The following is a 23,504-nucleotide window of genomic DNA, read 5'->3' as shown; positions in this document are numbered from 1 at the left end:
AACAGTACGGCATCTCAAAATATTCTTTAATTACAACCAGTGTTTCCTCCTCCATTCAGTCGCTTGAAATTTAGCTCTATATACCTGAAATTATATCTGAAAGTATCGGTGCCATTGCTTGAATGCTATATTTTTTTACGCATCTTTCCCGAGCTTTCATTCCTTGCAAATTTGCGGCTGTCAAATTTTGAAATATCCATTGAATTTTTTGGGAAATTTGAGCGGGAGAACTCGGCTCGACTAAATAACCGGTTTCCCCTAAAATTGCTGGAATATCCCCCACTCGCGTAGACAAAACAGGCTTAGCCATTGCCATGCCATCTGTCAGCTTGAGCGGAAACTGAGCCACGGCTGTGAGAGTTTCTCGCTGAGGAACAACGACAACATGAGCTGCCGCGACGACGGACGGCATCGTCTCGACTGGAAACCTGGGCAGTTTAACAATCCAACGCCCCCATTGTTTCACAAGTTTATCATCATAATCATCATAAGGACTCCCACCGACGATCGCTAATTTTAAATCGGGCTCGTTTAACTGTTCGAGGGCCATCAAAACATCCTCAACACCTTTATGAGGTCGCGGTGCCCCGGGAAACATCAGAACCCTATACCCCGACAAGCCGTAACGCTGCCTGCTCAATTCAGGATTGTATTTAGCGGGGTCGAACATTTCAGTATCTTTGCCGTTAGGCAAATATATACCACCAAAACGCTGTTTTAAAAACTCAGTATGAACGGTGACTGCATCAGCGCGGGAAACTAAACTTTCCATCCACTTGACATATAGCGGATGATCTGGTTCTCTCAATTGACCGTTTTGTTGGAAAATATCTCGATAAAGTTGTTTGAAAGAGGGACGGTATTTCCATTCACCTCCACCGAACCAGCTAAGTTCCCAGTCATCTATATCTAAAATGACAGGGCGGCGAGTATCCAGTATTTTTAGCAGCGATAAACCAAAGCTTGTAGGTTTAGGTTTGACTGCATAAATAATATCTCCATCTATTTTTTTTAAAACTTTTTGAGCATCCATCAAAAACCCCGGATATTTTTTACCCGGTATCGCACATACCGGGATGCCTCGCGGAGGAATAGCATACAATTCCTTGCCAAACAGAAATCCGATAACTTCTACCTCGCAGTTAAGCTCTATCAGGACTTGAGCTAAGAGAAAAGCACGGATTGCACCTGCTCCCGACAAATCGCTCACCACTAATGAAACTTTCACTTGGTAATTTTTTTTAAAAAAGTTGCTTTATTTTCGTACTTAACCGAGCTTTTGTCAAGGGTAGCAAAGCAAACAATATTTTTTTATGGAAAGTTTCGGATCTTTTAAGGCTAAAGCATCTTTGATTTCTTGTCTAAAATTGGTTGCTCCTGATGCTTTTGGCAAATAAAGCTGCGGATGAATTAAGGAAAGCTGAAAAATGTTAGTTCGATCGGGAGCTTTTTGCAAGACTGGATTGGTTGTTAAATATCCCCCCTGGCAAATATAAGTATATTCTGGGCGCAGTACGATTTAAGTCGATCGTTTTGCCATATCAGTCCTGAACGCAAAAACCCGGTTCTTCACGCAATTTCGTCATATACGCTCGCGACAACGAGAAACCTGGTTTTTTTGGGGAACCGTGCATAAGTCCTGCATATTTTATGTTTCACGCAGCCAATTGCCAGATATCCTTGCTATTGGAATAGTTTTGCTCAACAGTCGGGCAACTGTTCATTTACGCGATTTTTTCTTCTTTAAAATGGTACTGTGGCAGAGAATAAAATAACTGCGATCGGCTTCACTAAAGACTCTACCAATATCTGGACACACTCAGGGGGCTAGTGTTTGGCAACTTCTCAGGAAGAAATTAAATCAAATTGTTTTTTAATCGGCAAATCCTGGTTTAAATTTCATGCTAAAAAGTTAGCATTAGACTTATAGCCTTTTTGAGTAAACCCAATTACCCAATTTAAAAATATCCTCAACAACAAATTATTTGAATGTTTACAGCCTAGTCCCCGTACCACAACCAGATAAATTACTCGCTTTTGCTGCACGAATTACCAAATAATATGAATAATTTTTATGGTTGATTATTGGGATATTTTTTGCAAATACAGGACTTACGCACAGACTCTAGTTGTAGCTTGCGGACTGCTCACCTTACCAGTACAGATAGTATAAAAAATGCTTCCTTGCATAAGTGCTAAAGTATTGATATAGTTCTTCCGTATAAGGTTGCAGAATAGCTAGATTAGTTATAATTTCATTTGTTATGAATAATATTTTTTAAATCAAAAGCAGAGGGGGCAGATAACAGAAAGAGAAAGAAACAAAGAGATAGATGTTCAGTAATTGGCAGCGGTTGCTATAATATAGAAATTTTGAATACGTTACTCAAGTTTATTTTAAACGCCAGGGATTGTTAAGTTGATTTGGTAAAAATATTTTAGCCATACGATCGACTATTCTAGTAAAGATCGATCGCGTCACGTTCTTCGCGTACTGAGGGCGGTAAGGATAAGTGCAGTGCATTACTTTAATCGGTTTGTCGATCGCATAAACATCTTTCCACTTATCCAAGTAGTTGTAAACAGCAGACAAAGTTTTCATTTTCGGTTTGACAGATTCAACCGCAGCGGCAAAAGCACCTTGATCCTTTAATAATAGCACATTTTGATTGGCAACTACTATCTCAAAATATTTCAAAAAATTGTGGAACAATTCGTGATTTTTAGTGCTTTTAGTAAAAGCGATAAATCCGCCATTGTATTGAATGCTATTTTCGTTTAACGGCAATCCGACAGACTGTAAAGTTGATAGAATATCCTGCTTGACTCTTAATAAATTTGCAGCTTTAGCAATTGCAGGCTGCACGTCTTCTGTCACCAGTAAGTCTACTTCATCAAGAAAATCAAAAACCTCATCAATTGGCGACAGCAAACAAATATCGCAATCCATATAAATAGTCTTGTCAAACAGAGATTCTCCGTACAAAGCCAGCTTAGCTTGCCGCGACGCTAAAACAGGATTTTTATTAGAGGGTGCAGGTTTCAATATGACATTTCCAAACACCTGAAGTAAGGGATATAAAATTATAGGTACTCTATCTATTAAGATAATAATTGGTTCCCGGTGAAATTTCCTGACCGAGGCCAGAAAATGAACGCAATCTTGGAAAGAGTAAAGACCCGTTAAAATAGTAATAAATCCCTTAGCTGCTAATTTATCTGAATTCATTATTTTTTTACTGCTTAATTTACTAATTCTTTTAGTTATTTAAATAGGTAATTACAAATAAACATTAAATGAGAGTGGCGGGTTTTTCACTTATCTTAATCGCGTAAAGTACGGTCGAATATGGTCAGCCTACTTCCGCAAATTGGGCGTATTTTCTAAAGTTAAGGGGAAGGTGCGGAAGGCGCACCTTAAAGACTAAGAGTTGTGACGTTTTTGATGCCACTGCCAAGCATGGGAGATAATGTTCTCAATGTCGGGATATTCTGGAGACCAACCCAAGGTTTTGATGGCTTTCTCGCTGCTGCCAACCAAAGAAGGCGGGTCTCCCGGACGCCGATCGCACTCAACCGCCTTAATCTCTTTTCCGGTCACTTGGCGAGCCGTTTCTATCACCTCTTTCACCGAAAACCCGCCGCCGTTGCCCAAATTAAAGAAATCTGATTTGCCACCATTTAGCAAATATTCTAATCCCAAAATGTGAGCCGACGCCAAATCGTTAACGTGAATGTAATCCCGAATGCAAGTACCGTCAGGAGTATCGTAATCCGTGCCAAAAATTGCGATCGAATCTCGTTTCCCCAAAGCAGCGAACAACACCAGCGGAATCAAGTGAGTTTCTGGATTGTGATCCTCTCCTAACAACCCGTTAGGGTCAGCCCCAGCCGCGTTAAAATAGCGGAAACAAACAGACTTCAAATTGTACGCAGCGTCAAAATCCGACAAAATCCGTTCTACCATTAACTTAGTAGCACCGTAGGGATTGATCGGGTTTTGCGGGTGGTCTTCTGTAAGCGGAATTTTCTGCGGTACGCCGTAAGTCGCGCAAGTAGAAGAAAACACAAATTTCTTCACGTCAGCAGCTAGCATTGCTTCCAAAAGGGTAATAGTGCCGATGACATTGTTTCGGTAATATTTAGCTGGGTCTGTAACAGATTCGCCCACGTAAGCGTAAGCAGAAAAGTGCATTACCGCATCTATTTTGTGCGCGGCGAACAAGTTGTCGAGAAGAGAGCGATCGTTCGTATCGCCAACTACCAAATCCACCTGCAAAACCTGCTCTACTAGATCTCTGTGGCCGTAAACTAAATTATCCAAAATCACCACACCGTAACCGGCGTTTTTCAGTGCTAATACCGCGTGAGAGCCAATATATCCAGCTCCGCCCGTCACTAAAATAGTTGGTTTTTCTGCACTCATTTTATTAGGCCTTTTTTTTACTGCAACTGTCGATTATCTGGTGAATTTACAAGTTCAATCGATAAACTTGATGCGACCAATTTGGAGATAATCAAAGATCCGATTGATTTGATGTCGCTCCTCCTCTGTAATTTTATCATCAGAGAGGATAGCCGAAGTCAAAACTAAATGTTCCCGGCGAGAGATTTTGCCAGACGCGACAATCCGATCGACCATTTGAAATATTGTTAAGTTCGATTTGTTTTGAGACGTTCGCATAAGTCATCGCGCTTTTATGTCAGAATAATCATAGCAGCTTGCAGTTCTTGACGAACTAGCTCAGTGTTTACATTCATTGATTGTAAGTAAAAAATTACTGTTGAGAGGCAGTTTTCTATGCAGGTTTATCGGCTTCCCGTACTGTCCGACAACTACATTTTCTTGCTGCACGACCCCGATCGCGGCACAGCAGCCGTCGTCGATCCAGCGCAAGCAGAGCCGGTCTTGCAGCAACTGCGATCGCTCGGAGCCGAATTAACCGCAATTTTCAACACGCACCACCACAGCGACCACGTAGGCGGCAATCAAGAACTGATCGATCGCTTTGGCAACATTAAAGTTTACGGCGGCGCAGAAGACAGAGGCAGAATTCCGGGACAGCAAGTGTTTTTACAAGCGGGCGATCGAGTTTCTTTCGCCAACAGAACTGCCGAAATTTTCTTCGTACCCGGTCACACAAAAGCTCACATCGCCTACTATTTCCCCCCCAGCAACCCAGGCGAAACCGGCGAATTGTTCTGCGGCGACACTTTATTTGCTGGAGGCTGCGGCAGACTGTTTGAAGGCACTCCCGCTCAAATGGTAGCTTCCCTCGGGCAACTGCGAAACTTGCCCGACAATACAAGAGTTTGGTGCGCCCACGAATACACGCTCAAAAACCTGCAATTTGCCTTGAGTGTGGATGGCGACAATCCCGATTTACAGCACCGCTTCGCCGAAGTCAAGGAAGCGCGCAGCCGATCGCAACCTACAATACCATCATCGATCGGCATCGAAAAAAGCACAAACCCATTTTTGCGCTGGGATTGTCCCAACCTCCAATCAGCCGTCAACACCCGCGATCCAGTGCAAACCTTCGCTCGATTGCGCGGCATGAAAGACCGATTTTGAGCATTACGAACAATCAAGATCGCTAGATCGAGCCATAATTGATTGGGGCGGAGCTTTCGCACGGTTTCGGTATTGATAGAAAGCGCATCACTTTAGTTGACATATTTTGAGTATGGTAGTTTTTCCCTACTCGATCGCATTTGCAACAACCAGAAAACTGCCCGTCGCCTGTGCTGAATCTCGCAACTTGTTAAGAGGTGGGATTTTCATATAAAATAAATTGTCTAGAGCTTGATATTCCAGCAGGACGATCGACATCCCTCTGAGGTTTGAATTGTCACCCGGATTAAATCAAAAGTTCCTGTGAATTATTTCCCTATTCATTGACGAGCGCGATTGGCTTGGCCAAAAGTAAAATGAGCGTTGTTAGAAACCGATGCAAAATCCAGGCAATACCGAACCCCAACCGAAAATCGACCCCTCTGTTTCAACGAATTCTAACAAAACGTTCTACCCAGCCGCGCCTTTGCCCGCAGATGTAGGGATGGTTCTGCAATTGGCAGATGGTAGCATTCAGGGGTGCAATTTTCACGCCCAGAATCTGTTGGGGATGACAGCACAACAGATGCAGGGCTGCACTTCCATAAATAGTCTGTGGCAGACAGTGCGCGAAGATGGCTCGGATTTTCCCGGCCAGACGCATCCGGCGATGGTGTCGCTGCAAACAGGGAGACCGTCCTCAAATGTCATCATGCGCTTTTATCGACCACAGGGAGAATTGATTTGGTTGACGTTCAATTCTCAACCTTTATTTCAGGGAGATCGATCGACTCCCTATGCGGTAGTAACAACCTTCACCGAGATCTCTCAACCTCAGCCACAAGCCTTGACTCACGCGCGGGCCCAACAACTGTCAGACACCCTCGAAAGTATTTCGGATGGGTTCTTTGCTTTGGATCGAGACTGGCGATTTACCTACCTCAATTTGCAAGCGGCGCGGTGGCTGAATCGACTCCCGAAAGAGTTGATTGGCAACATCATTTGGGAAGAGTTTCCCGAATCTGTGGGCAGTTTGTTTGAAAAGGAATATCGCCACGCCGCGAGCTTCCAAGTTACGGTTAGTTTTGAATCTTTTTATCCGCCGCTCAATGCTTGGTATGCGGTACGAGCCTATCCGATCGCCTCGGGACTTGCCGTTTATTTTCAAGATGTGACCGAGGAGAAAGCGGCGAGGGCTGCTTTTATTAAACAAGCGCAAACTGTGCAGCAACAACTCGCAGAAATCGAGGCGATTTATGCTAGCGCGCCGATCGGACTTTGCTTTATCGATACCGAGTTGCGGTTTGTCCGCATCAACGATCGCCTAGCAGAAATTAACGGAGTTCCAGCCGCCGCCCACATCGGCAAAACATGGCGCGAAATCTTGCCCGAAATGGCAGATGATTTAGAGCCGCTTTACCGACAAGTTATTGAAACTAAAGTTCCTCTCAAACAGCTCGAAGTTCGCAGGACAAACTCAGCACAGCCAGAACTAGAACAGGATTGGCTGTTGAGTCTCTATCCGCTCAGGGGCGAGGACGATCGCCTCCTGGGCGTGAATGTGACGGTGCATGAAATTACCGAACGCAAAGCCAGCAAAAAAGAAATTCAACGGCTCAACCAAGAACTAGAGCGACGAGTTAATGAACTGCAATCGATACTTGATGCTGTACCCGTCGGCATTACGATCGCCGACGACCCAGAGTGTCAAGTAATTCGCGCTAATCGGTTTGCCCAGTCGATGTTGAAAGTGCTGCCCGATACCAATGTTTCTGGAACCGGAGAGCCAGCCGCAGTCCTTCCGTTCAGACGACTCCCCAACGGACAGCAAATTCCGGGAGAACAACTCCCCATGCAAATATCCGTGGCTTCCGGCGTCGCAGTGCGAGATATGGAAATTCAAATGGTGCGCGAGGACGGCACGACCTTGGATTGGTTGGTAAATGCGGTGCCGTTATTGGACGAACAAGGCGGAGTTCGCGGCTGTGTGGCGGCGTTTATGGATATTAGCGACCGCAAACAAGCTCTTGCTGCTTTGCGCCGTTCTGAGGAACGCTACCGCACTTTGTTTGAGTCGCTAGACGAAGGTTTTTGCGTCATCGAAATGCTGTTTGACGCCAACGAAAAGCCGATCGATTACCGCTTTTTGGAAGTCAATCCGGCCTTTGTCAAACAAAGCGGACTCGAACAAGCTGCGGGTAAAACGGCGCGACAACTGCTTCCGGATATCGAAGATTATTGGTTTGAGATTTACGGGAAAGTCGTGCTGACAGGGGAACCCGTGCGCTTCGAGCAGGGTTCGGAAGTGATGAACCGCTGGTTTGAGGTTTCGGCGTTCCGCACTCCTGAGCCGGACAGCCGAAAAGTCGCCATACTTTTCAAAGAAATCAGCGCCCGCAAACAGTCGGAGAATCTTTTGCGGCAACAGGAAGAGCAACTGCGGCTGTTCGTAAAACATTCGCCTGCGGGGGTGGCGATGTTTGACCGCCAGATGCGGTATATGCTGGTGAGCGACCGCTGGCTCGCAAGTTACGGGCTCGGCACTCAAAACATTGTGGGCCGATCGCACTACGAAATCTTTCCCAATTTGCCCGATCGTTTCAAACAAATCCACCAGCGCTGTCTGGCGGGATCGGTCGAAACCTGCCAAGAAGATCGGTTGCGCCGCGCTGATGGATCGATAGACTGGGTGCGCTGGGAAATTTACCCTTGGCGAACCAACACCAACGAGATTGGCGGCATCATGATTTTTTCCGAAATCATCACCGAGCGCAAAAACGCTGAACTCGCGGTGCAAGCGGCCTCCCAGCAAGTCAGCAATATTCTAGAAAGTATTACCGATGCCTTTATGGCGATCGATGCACAATGGCGCTATACCTACGTTAATTCCACTGCTGAAAAACTGCTTTCTCGATCGAGAAACGACTTGTTAGGTCGATCGATCTGGGAGCTATTCCCCGCCGAGGGAGAATCGAATTCGAGGGTATATCAAGAATTTCATCGAGTCGTTAACGAGCAAGTTTCTGTCAAATTTGAAGAGTTTTCGCCGTCTCTCCAAATATACATAGAAGTGAGCGCCTATCCTGCGGCCGAAGGACTTACCGCTTATTGGAGCGATATTAGCGATCGCAAACGCACTGAAGAAGAACTGCGGCAAAAGAATGCGATTTTGAATCTGATTAACGAGTCAGCCCCCACGCCAATTTTTGTCAAAGATCGAGAAGGACGGATTATTTATGCAAATCCAGCCACGCTGGACGTACTGGGCAAACCTGCTGCTGAAGTAATTGGCCGGCGCGATCGCGATTTCTACCCAATAGCAGAACTTGGAGCCACAGTCTCGGAAAACGATCGGCGCATTATGGAATCCGGACAAACAGAAGTCGTCGAAGAATCTCCCGATGGCATTCGGACATTCGTGTCAATGAAAGCTCCCTACCGCGATCGGGCGGGAGAAGTCATCGGCTTGATTGGCATCTCCAGCGACATCACAAATCGCAAACGAGCAGAAGTCGTCCGGGAAGAACAAACTAAGTTACTGCAAGTAATTATTGACAGCATTGGTGACGGTTTGATTTTGGCCAACCAACAAGGGGAGTTTGTGCTGTTTAACAGAGCTGCCGTGGGGATATTCGGTCAGCTATCGAATCAAAAATCTTGTGAGGAATGGTCGAGCACTTACGGGCTATTTTTGGCAGATAAAAACACTCTTTTCCCCGACGCTGAACTACCTCTAGCCAAAGCAATCAAAGGTGAATATGTCAATGATGTAGAGGCATTTGTCCGCCGCGAAGATTCCGAAGATCGCTGGATCAGTATCAGCGGTTATCCAGTAGTTGATGCTAGCAGCAAAATCAAAGGCGGAGTGATTGTCTGTCGGGATATCACAGAACGCAAACAAGCAGAAGCCGCGTTGCAAGAAAGCGAAGAACGATTCCGCAATATGGCTAACAACACTCCCTTTATGGTATGGGTAACAAACTCCACAGGCTACTGCAGTTTCCTGAGCCAAACCTGGTATGACTTTACAGGTCAAACTGAGGAAACAGGTTTGGGATTGGGTTGGGTAAACGCGCTGCATCCAGAAGACCGAGAACAGGCCAAGAACGCATTTTTGACCGCCAACGAACGCCAGGAATCTTTCCGCGTGGAATACCGCATCAGGCGTAAGGATGGCGGATATTCTTGGGCGATCGATGCGGCTGCTCCCAGATTTTCCAAAAGCGGACAATTTGAGGGTTATATCGGCTCTGTGATCGACATTACAGAGCGCAAACAAGTGGAAACCGAGCGCGATATGGTTCTGCAATTAGAACAAACTGCCCGCGCGGAAGCCGAGCGAGCTAACCGCATTAAAGACGAGTTTCTGGCGGTGCTTTCTCACGAGTTGCGATCGCCCCTGAATCCGATTTTAGGCTGGTCGCAACTGCTCGTCGGCGGCAAGCTGAACGCGAATCAAAGTGCCAAGGCTTTTGAGACGATCGAGCGCAACGCGAGACTGCAATCTCAATTAATCGAAGACTTGCTTGACGTGTCTCGGATTCTGCAAGGAAAACTCAGATTGAATGTTGCTCCGGTGAATCTGGCAAACATTATTCCATCTGCAGTGGAAACCGTGCAATTAGCAGCCGCAGCAAAAAAAATTCAAATCCAAACAATCTTAAATCCCGATGTGGGGAAAGTTGTAGGCGATACAAGTCGCTTGCAGCAAATTGTGTGGAATTTGTTATCAAACGCGGTGAAATTCACTCCCGAAGGCGGTAGAGTTGAAGTTCGATTAGCGCAAATCGAACGCCAAGCTCAAATTCAAGTCACAGACACTGGTAAAGGTATTACTCCCGATTTCTTGCCTTATGTTTTCGACCATTTCCGGCAAGAAGATGGCGCTACAACTCGCAAATTTGGCGGCTTGGGATTGGGATTGGCGATCGTCCGCCAACTGATCGAACTTCACGGCGGAACGGTGTTGGCAGAAAGCGCAGGAGTTGGTCAAGGAGCGACGTTTACGGTGAGATTACCGCTATTAAATGATGATTCTAGAAGGCAGGAGGAGGAAGCTGTCAATGGGGCTGTTAGTCCCGCTCTCTCATCCTTGCCGCTAGCTGGATTGAGAATTTTGGTGGTAGATGATGAACTCGACTCGCGAGATTTTGTCGCTTTCGTGCTTGAGGAAGCGGGTGCAGAGGTGATTTCCCTGTCATCTGGTGCTGAGGCGCTAGAGTCGATAGGACAAATTGCACCGGATTTGCTCGTCAGCGACATCGGAATGCCGCAGATGGATGGGTATATGTTGATAAATCGCATCCGCACTCAGCTTGCGCCTGAGTATCGGCAGTTGTTGGCGATCGCCTTAACGGCCTATGCTGGAGAAGGAAACCAGCGCCAAGTTTTGCAAGCAGGATTTGACCAACACTTAGCCAAGCCGATCGATCCGACTGAGTTAGTTGCTACTGTAATGCGATCGATCGTCGCCCAGCGCGTGAAAAATAAAGCCTGAGTTCTCGGTAAGACATTGCACGGTAGTTGATTTGGCTCATTACAGCAGCCCGGTTTGGCCTAATTTCAAACTGAATTTGCCCGTTAAAAATATTATCCCTGTTTCTTCCGTCCAACCTCGAATCTCGAACCTCACAATCTCAACATCCATGCGTTAAATCCCTTACATCCCTTACATTCGTTAAATAATCCGTTGCCGAACTTTCTTCTGGCTTGCGATCGCCGCTCAAACTTCGCTATTATAAAAAGTTGCAGTTAAAACCCCACAACCAACGATCATGGCCAAGCGCGTCCAATTAGTTTTAAATAAAGATGTCAGCAAACTCGGCAAAGCTGGCGACGTAGTAGAAGTAGCCCCAGGCTACGCCCGCAACTACCTAGTACCCCAAGGAATGGGATTTAGAGCCACTCCGGGCATTCTCAAGCAAGCAGAGCGCCGCCGTGAAGAAGAAAGACTGCGCCAGCTAGAGCTCAAGCAGCAAGCTGAAGTCCGCAAAACCGCCCTCGAATCAGCCGGGCCTTTCATTATCTCCAAGCAAGTCGGCGAAGGAGACGCGATTTTTGGTACGGTCACCAACCAAGAAGTAGCAGAACTGATTTTCAACTCTACCAGTCAAGAAGTCGATCGGCGCGGCATCACTCTGCCCGAAATTCGCCAAACTGGTACTTACAAAGCTGAAATCAAACTACACGCAGAAGTTACCGCCGAAGTTGATATTCAAGTTGTTCCAATGTAATTAAGAGTCATCAGTCATCAGTCATCAGTCATTAGTTGTTAGTCATTAGTCATTAGCTAACAACTAAGCACTGTTAAGTAAGGATTCAGTAACGCTAACTTGCAGAGTGAGCACGGGAGCATCTCTGCAGAGATTAAGAAGAAGCATTTTTTCAGGAGTGCGAGTTCGAGAGAGCATGAGTCAGGTATAAACGCGAGTTCGCGACCGATCGCACTCCTACAAAAGCTTACACTGATAATAATTAATGACCCCGCCGGACAAACGGACACAAGCCCCGACGCTCCTGAGGGTCGAACCTAAAATTTTAGGATATTGTTCAACCTCCCAGATTCATCTTTAGAGTAAACCTAAAATCTAAAATCTCAAACCTAAAATCTAAAATCTCAAACCTAAAATCTAAAACCTCAAACCTAAAATCTAAAATCTCAAACCTAAAATCTAAAATCTCAAACCTAAAATCTCAAACCTAAAATCTAAAATCTAAAATCTAAAATCTAAAATCGACTGGCTGAGGATTATTGACTAATGAGCGATTTGATGCCGACCAATATAGAAGCAGAAGAAGCAATTTTGGGCGGTATTTTAATTGACCCCGAAGCTATTTCCCGAATTGCCGAACTTCTGCGACCGGAGTTTTTTGCCATCACCGCTCATCAAGTCATTTATCGATCGGCATTAGGGTTATTTTTACAGGGTCAACCTACCGATTTAATGACGGTAACAACTGCGCTAACCGACCGCAACCAGTTAGAGCAAGTAGGAGGACTAACTAAATTAGCACAATTAGTCGATCGCACAGTTTCAGCCGTCAACATCGACCAATATGCAGTTTTAGTTGAAGACAAATATCAGCGCCGGAAATTAATCGAAGCTGGTAACAACATAGTACAATTAGGTTACGAGACAGCAGTACCGCTAGAAACAGTCTTAGACCGCGCCGAACAAGAAATTTTCAGCATAACTCAAGAACGTCCGCAACAGGATTTAGTGTCGATCGGCGAAACGCTAAACCAAACATTTCAAGACCTAGAAAATCGCAATGAAGGCCTCACGCTTCCCGGTATTCCGTGCGGTTTCTATGACTTAGATGCTATGACAGGAGGCTTTCAGCGATCGGATTTAATCATCGTTGCGGCCAGGCCGGCCATGGGCAAAACGGCCTTTTGTACCAACATCGCCCACCACATCGCCGCCGGACAGCAGAAATTACCGGTTGCCGTTTTCAGCTTAGAAATGTCGAAAGAACAGCTAGTGCAGCGCATCCTGTCGAGTGAAGCCAAAATAGAAAGTAACCGGTTGCGATCGGGTAGAATCAGTCAAAACGAATGGGAACCCATCAGTACAGCCATTGGCAACTTATCAGAACTTCCGCTATTTATTGACGATACTCCGAATATTACCGTCACAGAAATACGATCGAAAGTCCGCCGCCTCCAAGCAGAACAAGGCGGAACCCTAGGATTAGTCTTGCTAGATTACCTGCAATTAATGGAAGGTACCAGCGACAACCGCGTGCAAGAACTATCTCGAATTACCAGAAGTCTTAAAGGTTTAGCCCGCGAACTCAACGTGCCGATTATTGCCTTATCTCAGTTGAGTCGGGGTGTGGAAGCGAGGACAAACAAGCGGCCGATGATGTCTGATTTACGCGAAAGCGGCTGTCTCGGTGGCGATAGTTTAATTACCCTGGCGGATAGTGGATTAGAAGTCCCGATTCGTGATTTAGTCGGCAAATCTGGCTTTGCTGTTTGGGGATTAAATTCAGATACCCTGAAACAGGAAAAAGCGATGGTGACTAATGCTTTTTGTACTGGAGTAAAGCCCGTCTGGGAGATGACGACTTGCTTGGGAAATTCGATTACAGCAACAGGCAATCATAAGTTCTTTACATCAGATGGTTGGAAGCGGTTAGATGAATTAAAAATAGGCGATCGAATTGCTACACCTCGCTCAATTCCTTGTACAGAAGTGCAGACGATGGGTAATGCTGAATTAGCTTTACTAGGACATTTAATTGGTGATGGTTGTACTTTATCCCGACATACGATTCAGTACACGACGCGAGAATTAGATTTAGCTGAATTAGTTGCACAGTTGGCTAGAGAAGTATTTGGCGATCAAATTAATCCCCGCATTAAACGCGAACGCGATTGGTATCAAGTTTATCTCTGCGCTAGTTATTGTCTCGCTCCCAATATTAAAAATCCGATTACTAAATGGCTCGAACAATTAGAAATATTTGGTTTACGTTCCCATGAAAAATTTATTCCCAGTTTAGTATTTACCCAACCGCAAGAATCGATCGCTCTTTTCCTTCGACACCTATGGGCAACTAATGGTTGTATCAAACCGACTAAAGGGAAGAAATGTCTTTATCCAGCTATTTATTATGCTTCTAGTAGCGAGAAGTTAGCCAGAGGAGTCCGTTCTCTGTTGCTTAGACTGAACATCAATGCGGCTGTCAGAGTTATTTCTCAAGGTAAAAAAGGGCGCGCACAATATCAAGTTTGGTTAGGAGGGAAATCAGACATAGAAATATTTGCGAATGTAATTGGTGCAGTTGGTAATTATAAAAAATCTAGTTTGGAAGAGGTAAAAATATATTTAAATAATGCTGATAGTGGGAAGACTAATCGGGATTTAATTCCGAATGAACTTTGGCGAACTCAAGTCAATCTTGCCCAAAAGCGCCTTGGTTTAACCGTCAAACAGATGCAAGATTGCTTAGGTATGCGTTATTCAGCCACAACGGATTACAAATGTGATATTGGTCGAGAACGCGCATATCAGTTGGGGAATATTTTGGATGCCGAAGAGATATTCAAGCTAGCTGTTAGCGATATCTATTGGGATAAGGTGAAAGAAATCAATTTTTGTGGCGAAGAAATGGTTTACGATATGACAGTAGAAAATATTGAAAGCTTTGCCACACAAGGTTTGTATGCCCATAATTCTATAGAGCAAGACGCAGATTTAGTAATTATGCTCTACCGCGATGAATATTACAACCCTGATTCGCCCGATCGCGGAATTGCAGAAGTAATTATTACCAAACACAGAAACGGCCCCACAGGAATCATCAAACTATTATTCGACGCCCAATTTACCTGCTTCCGCAATCTGGCATCTCCGAAGCGATCGTAAATCAACCCTGGTGGGGGTGACAACCGGCCCCAAACCCAGATCGACTAAAGATTTAGACCACTTATGCTAAAAAAAGATAGGCAGCCAATTGTTACACGCTTGCCTATCCAAAAACATAATGTTACCAAAATTCTATTAGACTCACTTACAAAAACAAGTGATGCACACTCAGTTTGTTCTGCGAACAATCTTACTGAATCTGCTATATTCCGAGAAACGAGTGAGGGGAGGATAACTGTATTCATCGCGGTGGCAAAGCACCAGCTTGCTTTGACCCTGGTTAGACAATTTTTAGTATTTTTGGCTTGGATGAGTGCAATGAATACTCTTCCACAAGCTTGAAGATTGAAGGTTAACCAACTTGAAAATATCGGTGAGTTGCTTTTCGGTTGTTCTAACCGAGACAAACCAGTTAAATTCTTCACGTAGCATCAACAAATAGCCCAATCAGCTTAGTTTATTTGTTTGACAATTAATCCACCCTGTTTGTTAACCAGGGCTACGATAGATCAGACCTCTTGCAAAAATAGATGGGACGGGATCTCCGACCCGTCCGAAAATTTGAGCTAAAGGACTTTTGCAAGAAGTCTATCGAATTAGGGCAAATGCGAGTAAAGTTTCCAGCATTCTCGCGCAATTTCCCAGTCTTCCTGCGTGTGAATTACCAAAATTCTCGCCGCTGAATCGACTGCCGCAATATCTTCATCAACTGGCGAGTGTTGATTCTTTTCCCCATCCAATTTCAAATCCATAAATCCAAAAGCTTCGCAAGCGGCCGCCCGCACAACAGCCGAATTTTCCCCAACTCCCGCCGTAAAAATCAAAGCATCCAATCCTCCCAAACTAGCCAGCATCGCCCCAATTCCGGCGCGCAAACGGTGGATGTAAATATCTAATGCAAGTTGAGCTCTCTGATTACTTTGTGCGATCGCCTCTCCAATCTGCCGCATATCGCTAGATACCCCAGAAATCCCTTTTAAACCTGAATTACGATTGAGAATATTATCTAATTTTTCCGAAGTTAAATCCCCTCGCTTTAATAAATGAATGATAATCCCCGGATCGATCGCACCCGATCGACTTCCCATCATCAAACCATCCAAAGGAGTAAAACCCATCGTCGTGTCAACACTCCAGCCCCCGCGAATTGCGGCCAGAGAACACCCGTTGCCCAAATGACAGCTAATCAGCCGCAAATGGGCCAAATCGCGGTTCAGAATTTGAGCCGCCCTGCGAGAGCAATATTGATGGCTAATGCCGTGAAAACCGTAGCGGCGAATCCCGTTTTCCAGCCATTCGTAGGGGCCGGGATAAACAAACGCAGCAGGTGGCAATTGCGCGTGAAAAGCTGTATCAAATACTGCTACTTGCGGCACATTTCCGAGGGTTTTTTCAAGGACTTCGATACCTTCGAGGTTAACCGGATTGTGGACGGGAGCAAACACAGATAAACGGGCGATCGCCTGTTTAACCTCCGGCGAAATTAACGTACTTTGCTGATAATCTTCTCCGCCATGTACGACGCGGTGGCCGACAATATCAATCTCCTTTAAATCATTAATTGTTTGAGTTTTTCCCCTCCAAAGAGTTTCCAGCATTCGAGAAATAGCATCTTTGCGAGAGTCTGAGGCAAATTCCTCTTCAAGCCGATCGCCTTTTGCTGTTTTGACTTTCAACTCTGCTATACCCTGCTGGTGAGTCCAGTCTATTTGAGCCTCCCAGAGGGGTTGCAAAGGTCGATCGGGCAGGACATCGTTTAACTCGTAAAGACAGCTCTTTTGACTGCTAGAACCCGCATTTAACACCAGTATTTTCATGCTTTATTATGTCCTGTTGATTCGTTTTTTCGATCGCTAGGCGATTGAAATCGCGTCTTGTCAAACTTTCATCCGCCTGCACAGACTAAGAAATCTTGAGATTCTGGGAAATTTATTAAGAAAAGTGTCGAAAAATTAACTCTTAATGCAATGTGTAGCTAACAGTTGCATTTTTTTGATATATATTCTGAGGCAGATTTTCATTTACTAAAGTTTAAGGAGCAGATCGATGTTTACACCAATTTTACTTGCGACTGTCGCCAGAACCGTAGAGTGGAGCCCCACGACTGGTTTGATTATGATTATTTGCAATATTTTAGCTATTGCGATCGGCAAATCAACCATCCAAAATCCTCACACAGGCCCAGCCGCGCCCTCATCGGATATGTTGGGCGGCTTGAGTTTGGGTGCAGTTGTGGGAAGTCTCTGCTTCGGTCATATTTTGGGAACGGGTACGATTTTAGGATTGTCTTACATCGGTGCGATTTAGTGGCAGACTGTAGGGTGCGCCCAGCGCACCTTACCCGCAATTTCAAGTACCGGGTAAATTGCGGAGGTTTTCATCCATGTACGATCGATCGCCCAAAACCTCCAGCAGCGGCCCGCGCACGTCAAACTTGACAATACTCACAGAAGCTGCTAAAGCACTAATGCGATCGCGGTAACGTCCCAAATCAATCCCCAACAGACTGCACAGAATAATCCGAATAGTGGCTTTGTGGGAGACAACCAACACATTACCGCTCTTGTATTTTTCCTCAATTTCTGCAATAACTAAGGAAGCTCTACTGGCAATTTGCACCGAAGTTTCGCCACCATTCGGTGCATTCCAAGCAGGTTCAGTCAGCCAGTTAATATAATCTTCTGTATATTCTTGTTTGACAGATTCTAATGTTTTTCCTTCCCACTCACCGTACTTAATTTCCCTCAATCCGTCCCGGACTTGCATTTCAATTCCCACAGCATCGCACAAAGGTTTTGCAGTAGCAATCGTTCGTTTCATGGGACTCACATAAACAGCATTCCAAGGCAATGTCGCGTAAGTTGTGGCAAACTGTGCTGCCATTTGAGAACCTTCGGCTGTTAATTCTGGGTCGAGGTCGCCACAGAAACCGCCTGTTTTGCTGTAAGTCGTTTCACCGTGTCGTAGAAAGTAGATTTTTAAGCTCATGAGTTAATTGTACGTGAATTTTACTATGTTAGCAAAATAGTTTAAAAAATTCCTTCAAATCATCGAGAGCAGGATTATCCCAATCCCAAATATTTTTTTTGTGTTTCATAACATAATCAAACCCAGACATAGTGCATTTTCTGCCAGCTTGTTGCTGTTCGTTATCTGAGCAAGTATCATACCTGAGATAGATGCTCACCCAGAATTTATCAAAACCTTTCTGGTTAATTTGCTGTCCCTGGCTTTCTATGCAAGTTTTCCAGCTATTCAAACAATCAGCATGAGGTGATTCTCTATCCTTTATTGCCTTTAAAAGCGTTTCCAGTTCACCTTTACCTTCAAAATTTGTAAAGTAACAAGCCAATTTGGCTTTTGTTCCATTATCTCCACAAATATCGATAAATTGTTTAGTGCTTGACAAAGTTTCAGATTCAAACACTTGTTGTATACATTTATTTACCCATTCTAACCGATCTGCCTCTGAATAGTTATCAATATCAATAATAATCCCAATTTTTTCTATATCTCTTTTTTGCAGGTCAGCTTCTAAAGCTTTTAAAGTAGTGATTAACTTTGTTTCGCTCAAGCCTTCCAAACTTTCATAATCATCTATATAAATAGGTGGTTCTACCTGGATATCGCAGTTGAGTTTCTCAACCATTGCCTTCATAAAAATTGCATCATTTTTACTTTCTACTATGACAATATTACTCACCTCTCACTCCTTTTTGGTGCTCTAGTGCGTAATTCAAAGTTTCTAAATCGCGCCGGATTCCGATTATTTGATCTGTTTTCGGTTTCTTGGCTAGTTCAAAATATGCGCTGCTACATTCCTGATTGGTTTCTAAACCAACATCAGCAAATGCTTGAAGCATCTCTAAACTGTGCGTTGCCGCAAAAATCTGCGTATCCAGTTCCACCGCCAACCGAAATAACACTCTCCAAAACTCCCGCTGACTTGTATAATGTATGCCATTTTCTATCTCATCGACTAGCAAGATTTTGTATTCACTGTTTACCAGTTTAAGGATTATTTCTGCAACTCTGTTAATGGCATCTCCAAACAATGATAAAGGCAAACGCTTTTCGCCCTTTCTTCTTAAGTATAGCGTGGGTTCCCCAATCGAAAAACTCTCTACTGATTCGATTGTAGGATCGAGAATTTGAAAAGCTTTCAAAACTTCGCTATCTTTGTCATCCAAACGCGCATTATCGTATGCTTCTGTGAGTTTTTTTCCCGAAATCCTGAGCCAGGAGGGAATGATTGGTACTTCGTCAAGAGAAATGCGAAAATTGAGTAAACCTCCGGCAGAAACCGGTGATAATGACCAAGTAGATTGGTCTTCGTTTCTCATGAACTCAAAATTTATCTTATTTTTAATTGAATTGATTTCTACTTTAATTTCTAATCGATCGGTGTTATTGTTGTCGTCTTTGCCAATAATTACTATAAATCTATCTTTTTTTAGTGCATAAAATAAGTTGTCCCAGGCTCTATCGGGCATAGCTTCTAGGGCTTTTGATGGCTCTCTTCTCAGATCTCTTAGGATTACGAGACTGCTAGCATCGGGAGCAAAATTGAGAAAAATTGCTTCTAGCAAGGCTGTCTTGCCAGCATTATTTTTACCGCCGATTAAATTGACTCTTTCAAACCCAGAAATTTTGATTTGCTCAAAACACCTAAAATTTTGGATTTCTATTTCTTTCAGCATTACAGCTCCTGTTGAATTAATCTAACTCATCTGCGTTAATCTGTGTTAATCTGCCTGTATCTGCGGTTAAAAAAAGAGAATTTGTTAACCGCAGATGACAATGGATTAACGCGGATTCACGCAGAGGTCGAGAAGCGATCGCACCTAGGCCGGTGCACCCGATCGCACGCCCTGTTCTCCTACCTCGGGATCTTTCGTTTCCTTCGGCGTTTCCGACTGAACCGCGCCACCGTGTGGCCACTTCCAGTCGCGGATTTCCGGCATATCATCGCCGTGTTTGGTAATGTATTGCCTGTGTTCGATCAGCTTGTCACGGATAGCCTGTTTGCCATAAGCCGCAGCATAACCGAGTTTCGGTACGCGATCGAGTACATCAGCAACCAAGTGGAATCGATCGAGATCGTTAATTACCACCATATCAAACGGCGTAGTAGTCGTGCCTTCCTCTTTGTAACCGCGAACGTGAATATTCGGGTGATTCGTCCGGCGGTAAGTCAACCGGTGAATCAGCCAAGGATAGCCGTGAAAAGCAAAAATCACGGGTTTATCTTTCGTGAACAAACTATCAAACTCCTTGTCAGACAAACCGTGGGGATGTTCGTTAGACGGCTGAAGTGTCATCAAGTCCACCACATTCACCACCCGCACTTTTAAATCGGGATAATCTCGGCGGAGAATGTCAACCGCAGCCAAAGTTTCCAGCGTCGGAATATCACCCGCGCAAGCCATCACCACATCCGGTTCGCCGCCTTTATCGTTGCTAGCCCACTCCCAAATGCCGATGCCGGCGGTACAGTGTTTAACCGCAGCATCCATATCCAAATACTGCAATGCCGGCTGCTTCCCTGCAATAATCACGTTGACATAGTGGCGGCTGCGGAGACAGTGATCGGTAACAGACAGCAAAGTGTTCGCATCCGGCGGCAAATAAATCCGCACAACTTCCGCTTTCTTGTTAATTACGTGGTCGATAAAGCCCGGATCTTGGTGAGAAAAGCCGTTGTGATCTTGCCGCCAAACGTGAGAAGTTAATAAGTAATTCAGAGAGGCGATCGGTCTGCGCCAAGGAATGTGGCGAGTAGTTTTCAACCACTTAGCGTGTTGGTTGAACATCGAATCGATGATGTGAATAAACGCTTCGTAGCAGGAAAAAAAGCCGTGGCGTCCCGTCAGCAAATAGCCTTCCAGCCATCCCTGACACATATGTTCGCTGAGGATTTCCATCACGCGGCCGTCGGGAGAGATGCGATCGTCCTCCGGCAAAATACTACCAGTCCACACCCGGTTTGTGACATCTAACACCGGATCGAGGCGGTTTGATGCAGTTTCGTCAGGCCCGACAATGCGGAAATTCTGGTTTTCCTGATTGAGTTTCATCACATCCCGCAAGAAACGACCAGTGACGCGGGTCGCTTCGGCCGTCACAGTGGCTGGTTTTGGCACGTCTACGGCGTAGTCCTCAAATTTTGGCATTTTCAAGTCTTTTAGCAAGATGCCGCCGTTAGCGTGCGGATTTGCCCCCATCCGCCGATCGCCCTTGGGCGCGAGTTCCGCCAATTCTGCAATTAGTTTGCCCTTGTCGTCGAAGAGTTCTTCGGGCTTGTAGCTTTTCATCCAATCCTCTAGGAGTTGGACGTGTTCCGGCTGAGAAGCCATTTCAGCTAATGGGACTTGGTGCGATCGCCAATAATCCTCAGTTTTCTTACCGTCAACATCCTTCGGCCCCGTCCAGCCTTTGGGAGTCTTCATCACAATCATCGGCCACTGGGGACGGCCGGAATATCCCTCAGTCCGGGCTTTTTCCTGAATCGCCTTAATTTCGCCAATGACTGTATCCATAGTTGCAGCCATCAACCGGTGCATGGTTTCCGGGTCTGAACCTTCCACCCAATAAGGTTTGTAGCCGTAACCGACCATCAAACTTTCCAATTCCTCCTGCGGAATGCGGGCCAACAGCGTCGGATTGGCAATTTTGTAGCCGTTCAAGTGCAAAATCGGCAACACGGCCCCGTCCCGAACCGGGTTGAGAAACTTGTTAGAATGCCAGCTAGCAGCCAATGGGCCCGTTTCCGCTTCCCCGTCACCGACAACGGCCGCCACAATCAAATCGGGATTGTCGAATGCCGCCCCGTAAGCGTGGACGAGGGCGTAGCCGAGTTCCCCGCCTTCGTGAATCGAGCCCGGAGTTTCCGGGGCGACGTGGCTGGGGATACCGCCGGGAAAGGAAAACTGTTTGAACAGCCGTCTCATCCCCTCTTCATCTTGGGAAATATGCGCGTAATATTCGCTGTAAGTTCCTTCTAAGTAAGTGTTTGCCACCAAGCCCGGCCCGCCGTGTCCCGGGCCTGCGATGTAGATAGCGTTGATGTCTTGGGCTTTGATGATGCGGTTGAGGTGAACGTAGATGAAGTTGAGACCTGGAGTGGTGCCCCAGTGTCCGAGGAGTCTCGGTTTGACGTGTTCGATTTTGAGGGGTTCTTTGAGTAGCGGGTTGTCGAGGAGATAGATTTGTCCGACGGATAGGTAGTTTGCCGCCCGCCAGTAGGCATTCATTTTGTGTAGTTCTGAGTCGGAAAGCGGCTTTAATTGCGGGCTCTCGGTTGTTCCCAGTATCATAAGCTACTCGCTCCTATGTTTTGGTTATTTGTTTGGTAAACTTTTTCGGGAAATGCGATCGATCTTGTAACCGCTCCGGGATATTATGTTATTACTTGTGACACTGTTTATTTTTACTCCATGTTTTCCAAGTAAACTATTGAATTGTAGCTCGCTTTTGTCTAAATCAAAGTTTAAATTAACGTGAAATTTTTGCTCGATCGCACCATTATAACGTCAGAAAATCTGAAGGCGGTGGGGGTGAAAGCCAGCGGGAATCAAAAAGATACTTCTCACGGTAGAGGTGAGAATGATTTATAAGTGAAAATTGTGTTTTTGGATGGTTGCAGATGACCTCCTGACTCTTTTATTGCTAGAGTTTTGTATATTCGCTTCAGCTTTAGAACTGAGAATCATCCGTGAGTTGTAGTGAGAAAACATCTCAAAGTATGTATGAAGGAGTAGGAAAAATCATTGCCTTATACACACTGCACCATCTTTTGAGGAACTACCTAGCATTAGTCCACCCTGTCTAGAGCTTGAAACTTGGCTCCGTATGACAAAGCTGCCCTACAAAAAGGTTATCGTCACAGCACAAAGTTTCGAGCTTGCTCCCAAGGGTAAAATTCCCTTCATCGAGTATCAGGAAAAACCGATCGGTGATGTCTTTCTAATCATTGAGATGTTGAAGCAAACAGAAGGTATCGGTCTCGATGCTAATTTGACTTCTGCTGAGCGATCGATCTTTCTAGCATTCCGCCGCACGATCGAAGAAAACACTTACTGGGGATCGACCCAAATTCGCTTCGACATAGAAGAAAACTGGCAGCGCTATCGAGTCTTGGTAGCGCGGGCGCTCTTCCCTGATGCCCCTCTAGAGGTATCATAACTGTTTGCTGAACAGTTTCGTAAAACCGCGATCTCTCAGATCCACTACGTCATGGAATCGGTCGTCACACTCAGGAAGAAATCAGTCAGATTATCTGTGCAGATTTTCAAGCCATCTCAGATTTTCTGGCAGAAAAACCCTTGTTTGTGGGAGGTAAACCCACCAGATTAGATGCGACTGCCTGCGGTTACATTGGTAACTTCCTGCTGCCACGACGCTACAAAGGTGCGATCGTTGACGATCTTCTTGGGCGATCGCATCTTTGCCAGCACTACGAGCGAATGAATCAGGAGTTTTTCAGCAAGCAGTTGTTCTTACTTTTCCCGTTAAGTGTGATTTGTAGCAAGAAGCCAGCCCTGGCACAGATCACGTAAATTTGACCAACCTCG

At 45.3% G+C, this 23,504-nt stretch carries 16 protein-coding genes; 7 read left to right on the top strand and 9 right to left on the bottom strand.

Annotated features, from left to right (window positions below):
- Positions 1 to 76: 76 nt before the first annotated feature.
- The 4 genes from QUA80_RS05225 to QUA80_RS05210 all read right to left on the bottom strand — a co-directional run bounded on the left by QUA80_RS05225 (position 77) and on the right by QUA80_RS05210 (position 4,684).
- A complete protein-coding gene (locus tag QUA80_RS05225) occupies positions 77 to 1,228 on the bottom strand; it encodes a glycosyltransferase family 4 protein (protein ID WP_333422067.1) in 1,152 nt (383 codons plus the stop codon).
- A 1,164-nt stretch (positions 1,229 to 2,392) separates the two neighbouring features.
- Complete coding sequence (locus tag QUA80_RS05220) at positions 2,393 to 3,229, bottom strand: hypothetical protein (protein ID WP_333422065.1); 837 nt, start codon at positions 3,227 to 3,229, stop codon at positions 2,393 to 2,395.
- A 195-nt stretch (positions 3,230 to 3,424) separates the two neighbouring features.
- Entirely contained in the window at positions 3,425 to 4,426 is a 1,002-nt protein-coding gene (gene galE, locus QUA80_RS05215) for a UDP-glucose 4-epimerase GalE (RefSeq protein WP_333422063.1), read from the bottom strand.
- A 54-nt stretch (positions 4,427 to 4,480) separates the two neighbouring features.
- A complete protein-coding gene (locus QUA80_RS05210; protein WP_333422061.1) occupies positions 4,481 to 4,684 on the bottom strand; it encodes a hypothetical protein in 204 nt (67 codons plus the stop codon).
- Between the two features lie 117 nt (positions 4,685 to 4,801).
- Here QUA80_RS05210 and gloB point away from each other — a divergent pair, with 117 nt between their 5' ends.
- The 4 genes from gloB (at position 4,802) to QUA80_RS05190 (ending at position 14,931) form a co-directional block, all read left to right on the top strand.
- Positions 4,802 to 5,575 (top strand): hydroxyacylglutathione hydrolase, encoded by a 774-nt coding sequence (gene gloB / locus QUA80_RS05205; RefSeq protein WP_333422059.1) that lies wholly within the window; start codon positions 4,802 to 4,804, stop codon positions 5,573 to 5,575.
- A gap of 376 nt (positions 5,576 to 5,951) precedes the next feature.
- Entirely contained in the window at positions 5,952 to 11,051 is a 5,100-nt protein-coding gene (locus QUA80_RS05200) for a PAS domain-containing protein (protein WP_333422057.1), read from the top strand.
- 277 nt (positions 11,052 to 11,328) lie between these two features.
- A complete protein-coding gene (gene rplI / locus QUA80_RS05195; RefSeq protein WP_015177225.1) occupies positions 11,329 to 11,787 on the top strand; it encodes a 50S ribosomal protein L9 in 459 nt (152 codons plus the stop codon).
- Between the two features lie 525 nt (positions 11,788 to 12,312).
- On the top strand, positions 12,313 to 14,931 hold the full coding sequence (locus QUA80_RS05190; protein ID WP_333422055.1) for a replicative DNA helicase: 2,619 nt from the start codon (positions 12,313 to 12,315) through the stop codon (positions 14,929 to 14,931).
- A 596-nt stretch (positions 14,932 to 15,527) separates the two neighbouring features.
- On the opposite strand, the gene QUA80_RS05185 is transcribed toward QUA80_RS05190, so the two are convergent.
- Positions 15,528 to 16,748: an acetate kinase gene (locus tag QUA80_RS05185; protein ID WP_333422053.1), complete on the bottom strand. Its 1,221-nt coding sequence runs from the start codon at positions 16,746 to 16,748 to the stop codon at positions 15,528 to 15,530.
- A 229-nt stretch (positions 16,749 to 16,977) separates the two neighbouring features.
- On the opposite strand from QUA80_RS05185, the gene psaK reads away from it, so the two are divergent.
- Entirely contained in the window at positions 16,978 to 17,238 is a 261-nt protein-coding gene (psaK, locus tag QUA80_RS05180; protein ID WP_333422050.1) for a photosystem I reaction center subunit PsaK, read from the top strand.
- Positions 17,239 to 17,280: 42 nt separating this feature from the next.
- Here psaK and QUA80_RS05175 read toward each other — a convergent pair whose 3' ends face one another.
- The 4 genes from QUA80_RS05175 to QUA80_RS05160 form a co-directional block, all read right to left on the bottom strand.
- On the bottom strand, positions 17,281 to 17,919 hold the full coding sequence (locus QUA80_RS05175; protein ID WP_333422048.1) for a histidine phosphatase family protein: 639 nt from the start codon (positions 17,917 to 17,919) through the stop codon (positions 17,281 to 17,283).
- Positions 17,920 to 17,947: 28 nt separating this feature from the next.
- The gene (locus QUA80_RS05170) at positions 17,948 to 18,634 is read right to left on the bottom strand and encodes a DUF3226 domain-containing protein (RefSeq protein WP_333422046.1); all 687 of its coding nucleotides are present in this window, start codon (positions 18,632 to 18,634) and stop codon (positions 17,948 to 17,950) included.
- The gene (locus tag QUA80_RS05165; RefSeq protein WP_333422044.1) at positions 18,627 to 19,631 is read right to left on the bottom strand and encodes an AAA family ATPase; all 1,005 of its coding nucleotides are present in this window, start codon (positions 19,629 to 19,631) and stop codon (positions 18,627 to 18,629) included. The genes QUA80_RS05170 and QUA80_RS05165 overlap by 8 nt, the downstream gene beginning before the upstream one ends.
- Positions 19,632 to 19,775: 144 nt before the next feature.
- Positions 19,776 to 22,247: a phosphoketolase family protein gene (locus QUA80_RS05160; RefSeq protein WP_333422042.1), complete on the bottom strand. Its 2,472-nt coding sequence runs from the start codon at positions 22,245 to 22,247 to the stop codon at positions 19,776 to 19,778.
- A 460-nt stretch (positions 22,248 to 22,707) separates the two neighbouring features.
- Between QUA80_RS05160 and QUA80_RS05155 the strand changes: the two genes are divergently transcribed.
- Positions 22,708 to 23,115, top strand: coding sequence for a Tom37 metaxin N-terminal-like domain-containing protein (locus QUA80_RS05155; RefSeq protein ID WP_333422247.1), 408 nt, complete (start codon positions 22,708 to 22,710; stop codon positions 23,113 to 23,115).
- 56 nt (positions 23,116 to 23,171) lie between these two features.
- Positions 23,172 to 23,489, top strand: a complete 318-nt coding sequence (locus tag QUA80_RS05150) for a glutathione S-transferase C-terminal domain-containing protein (protein WP_333422245.1) — start codon at positions 23,172 to 23,174, stop codon at positions 23,487 to 23,489.
- Positions 23,490 to 23,504 lie beyond the last annotated feature (15 nt).

Source organism: Microcoleus sp. F4-D5 (genome assembly GCF_036704885.1).
GTDB lineage: Bacteria > Cyanobacteriota > Cyanobacteriia > Cyanobacteriales > Microcoleaceae > Microcoleus.
This window is presented reverse-complemented; position numbering and strand designations above follow the sequence as displayed.

What these genes read in the sequence shown, in the direction of transcription:
- QUA80_RS05220 (WP_333422065.1), bottom strand. Translation starts at nt 3,229, where the DNA reads ATGAATTCAGATAAATTAGCAGCTAAGGGATTTATTACTATTTTAACG.
- galE (WP_333422063.1), bottom strand. Translation starts at nt 4,426, where the DNA reads ATGAGTGCAGAAAAACCAACTATTTTAGTGACGGGCGGAGCTGGATAT.
- QUA80_RS05210 (WP_333422061.1), bottom strand. Translation starts at nt 4,684, where the DNA reads ATGCGAACGTCTCAAAACAAATCGAACTTAACAATATTTCAAATGGTC.
- gloB (WP_333422059.1), top strand. Translation starts at nt 4,802, where the DNA reads ATGCAGGTTTATCGGCTTCCCGTACTGTCCGACAACTACATTTTCTTG.
- QUA80_RS05200 (WP_333422057.1), top strand. Translation starts at nt 5,952, where the DNA reads ATGCAAAATCCAGGCAATACCGAACCCCAACCGAAAATCGACCCCTCT.
- rplI (WP_015177225.1), top strand. Translation starts at nt 11,329, where the DNA reads ATGGCCAAGCGCGTCCAATTAGTTTTAAATAAAGATGTCAGCAAACTC.
- QUA80_RS05190 (WP_333422055.1), top strand. Translation starts at nt 12,313, where the DNA reads ATGAGCGATTTGATGCCGACCAATATAGAAGCAGAAGAAGCAATTTTG.
- QUA80_RS05185 (WP_333422053.1), bottom strand. Translation starts at nt 16,748, where the DNA reads ATGAAAATACTGGTGTTAAATGCGGGTTCTAGCAGTCAAAAGAGCTGT.
- psaK (WP_333422050.1), top strand. Translation starts at nt 16,978, where the DNA reads ATGTTTACACCAATTTTACTTGCGACTGTCGCCAGAACCGTAGAGTGG.
- QUA80_RS05175 (WP_333422048.1), bottom strand. Translation starts at nt 17,919, where the DNA reads ATGAGCTTAAAAATCTACTTTCTACGACACGGTGAAACGACTTACAGC.
- QUA80_RS05165 (WP_333422044.1), bottom strand. Translation starts at nt 19,631, where the DNA reads ATGCTGAAAGAAATAGAAATCCAAAATTTTAGGTGTTTTGAGCAAATC.
- QUA80_RS05160 (WP_333422042.1), bottom strand. Translation starts at nt 22,247, where the DNA reads ATGATACTGGGAACAACCGAGAGCCCGCAATTAAAGCCGCTTTCCGAC.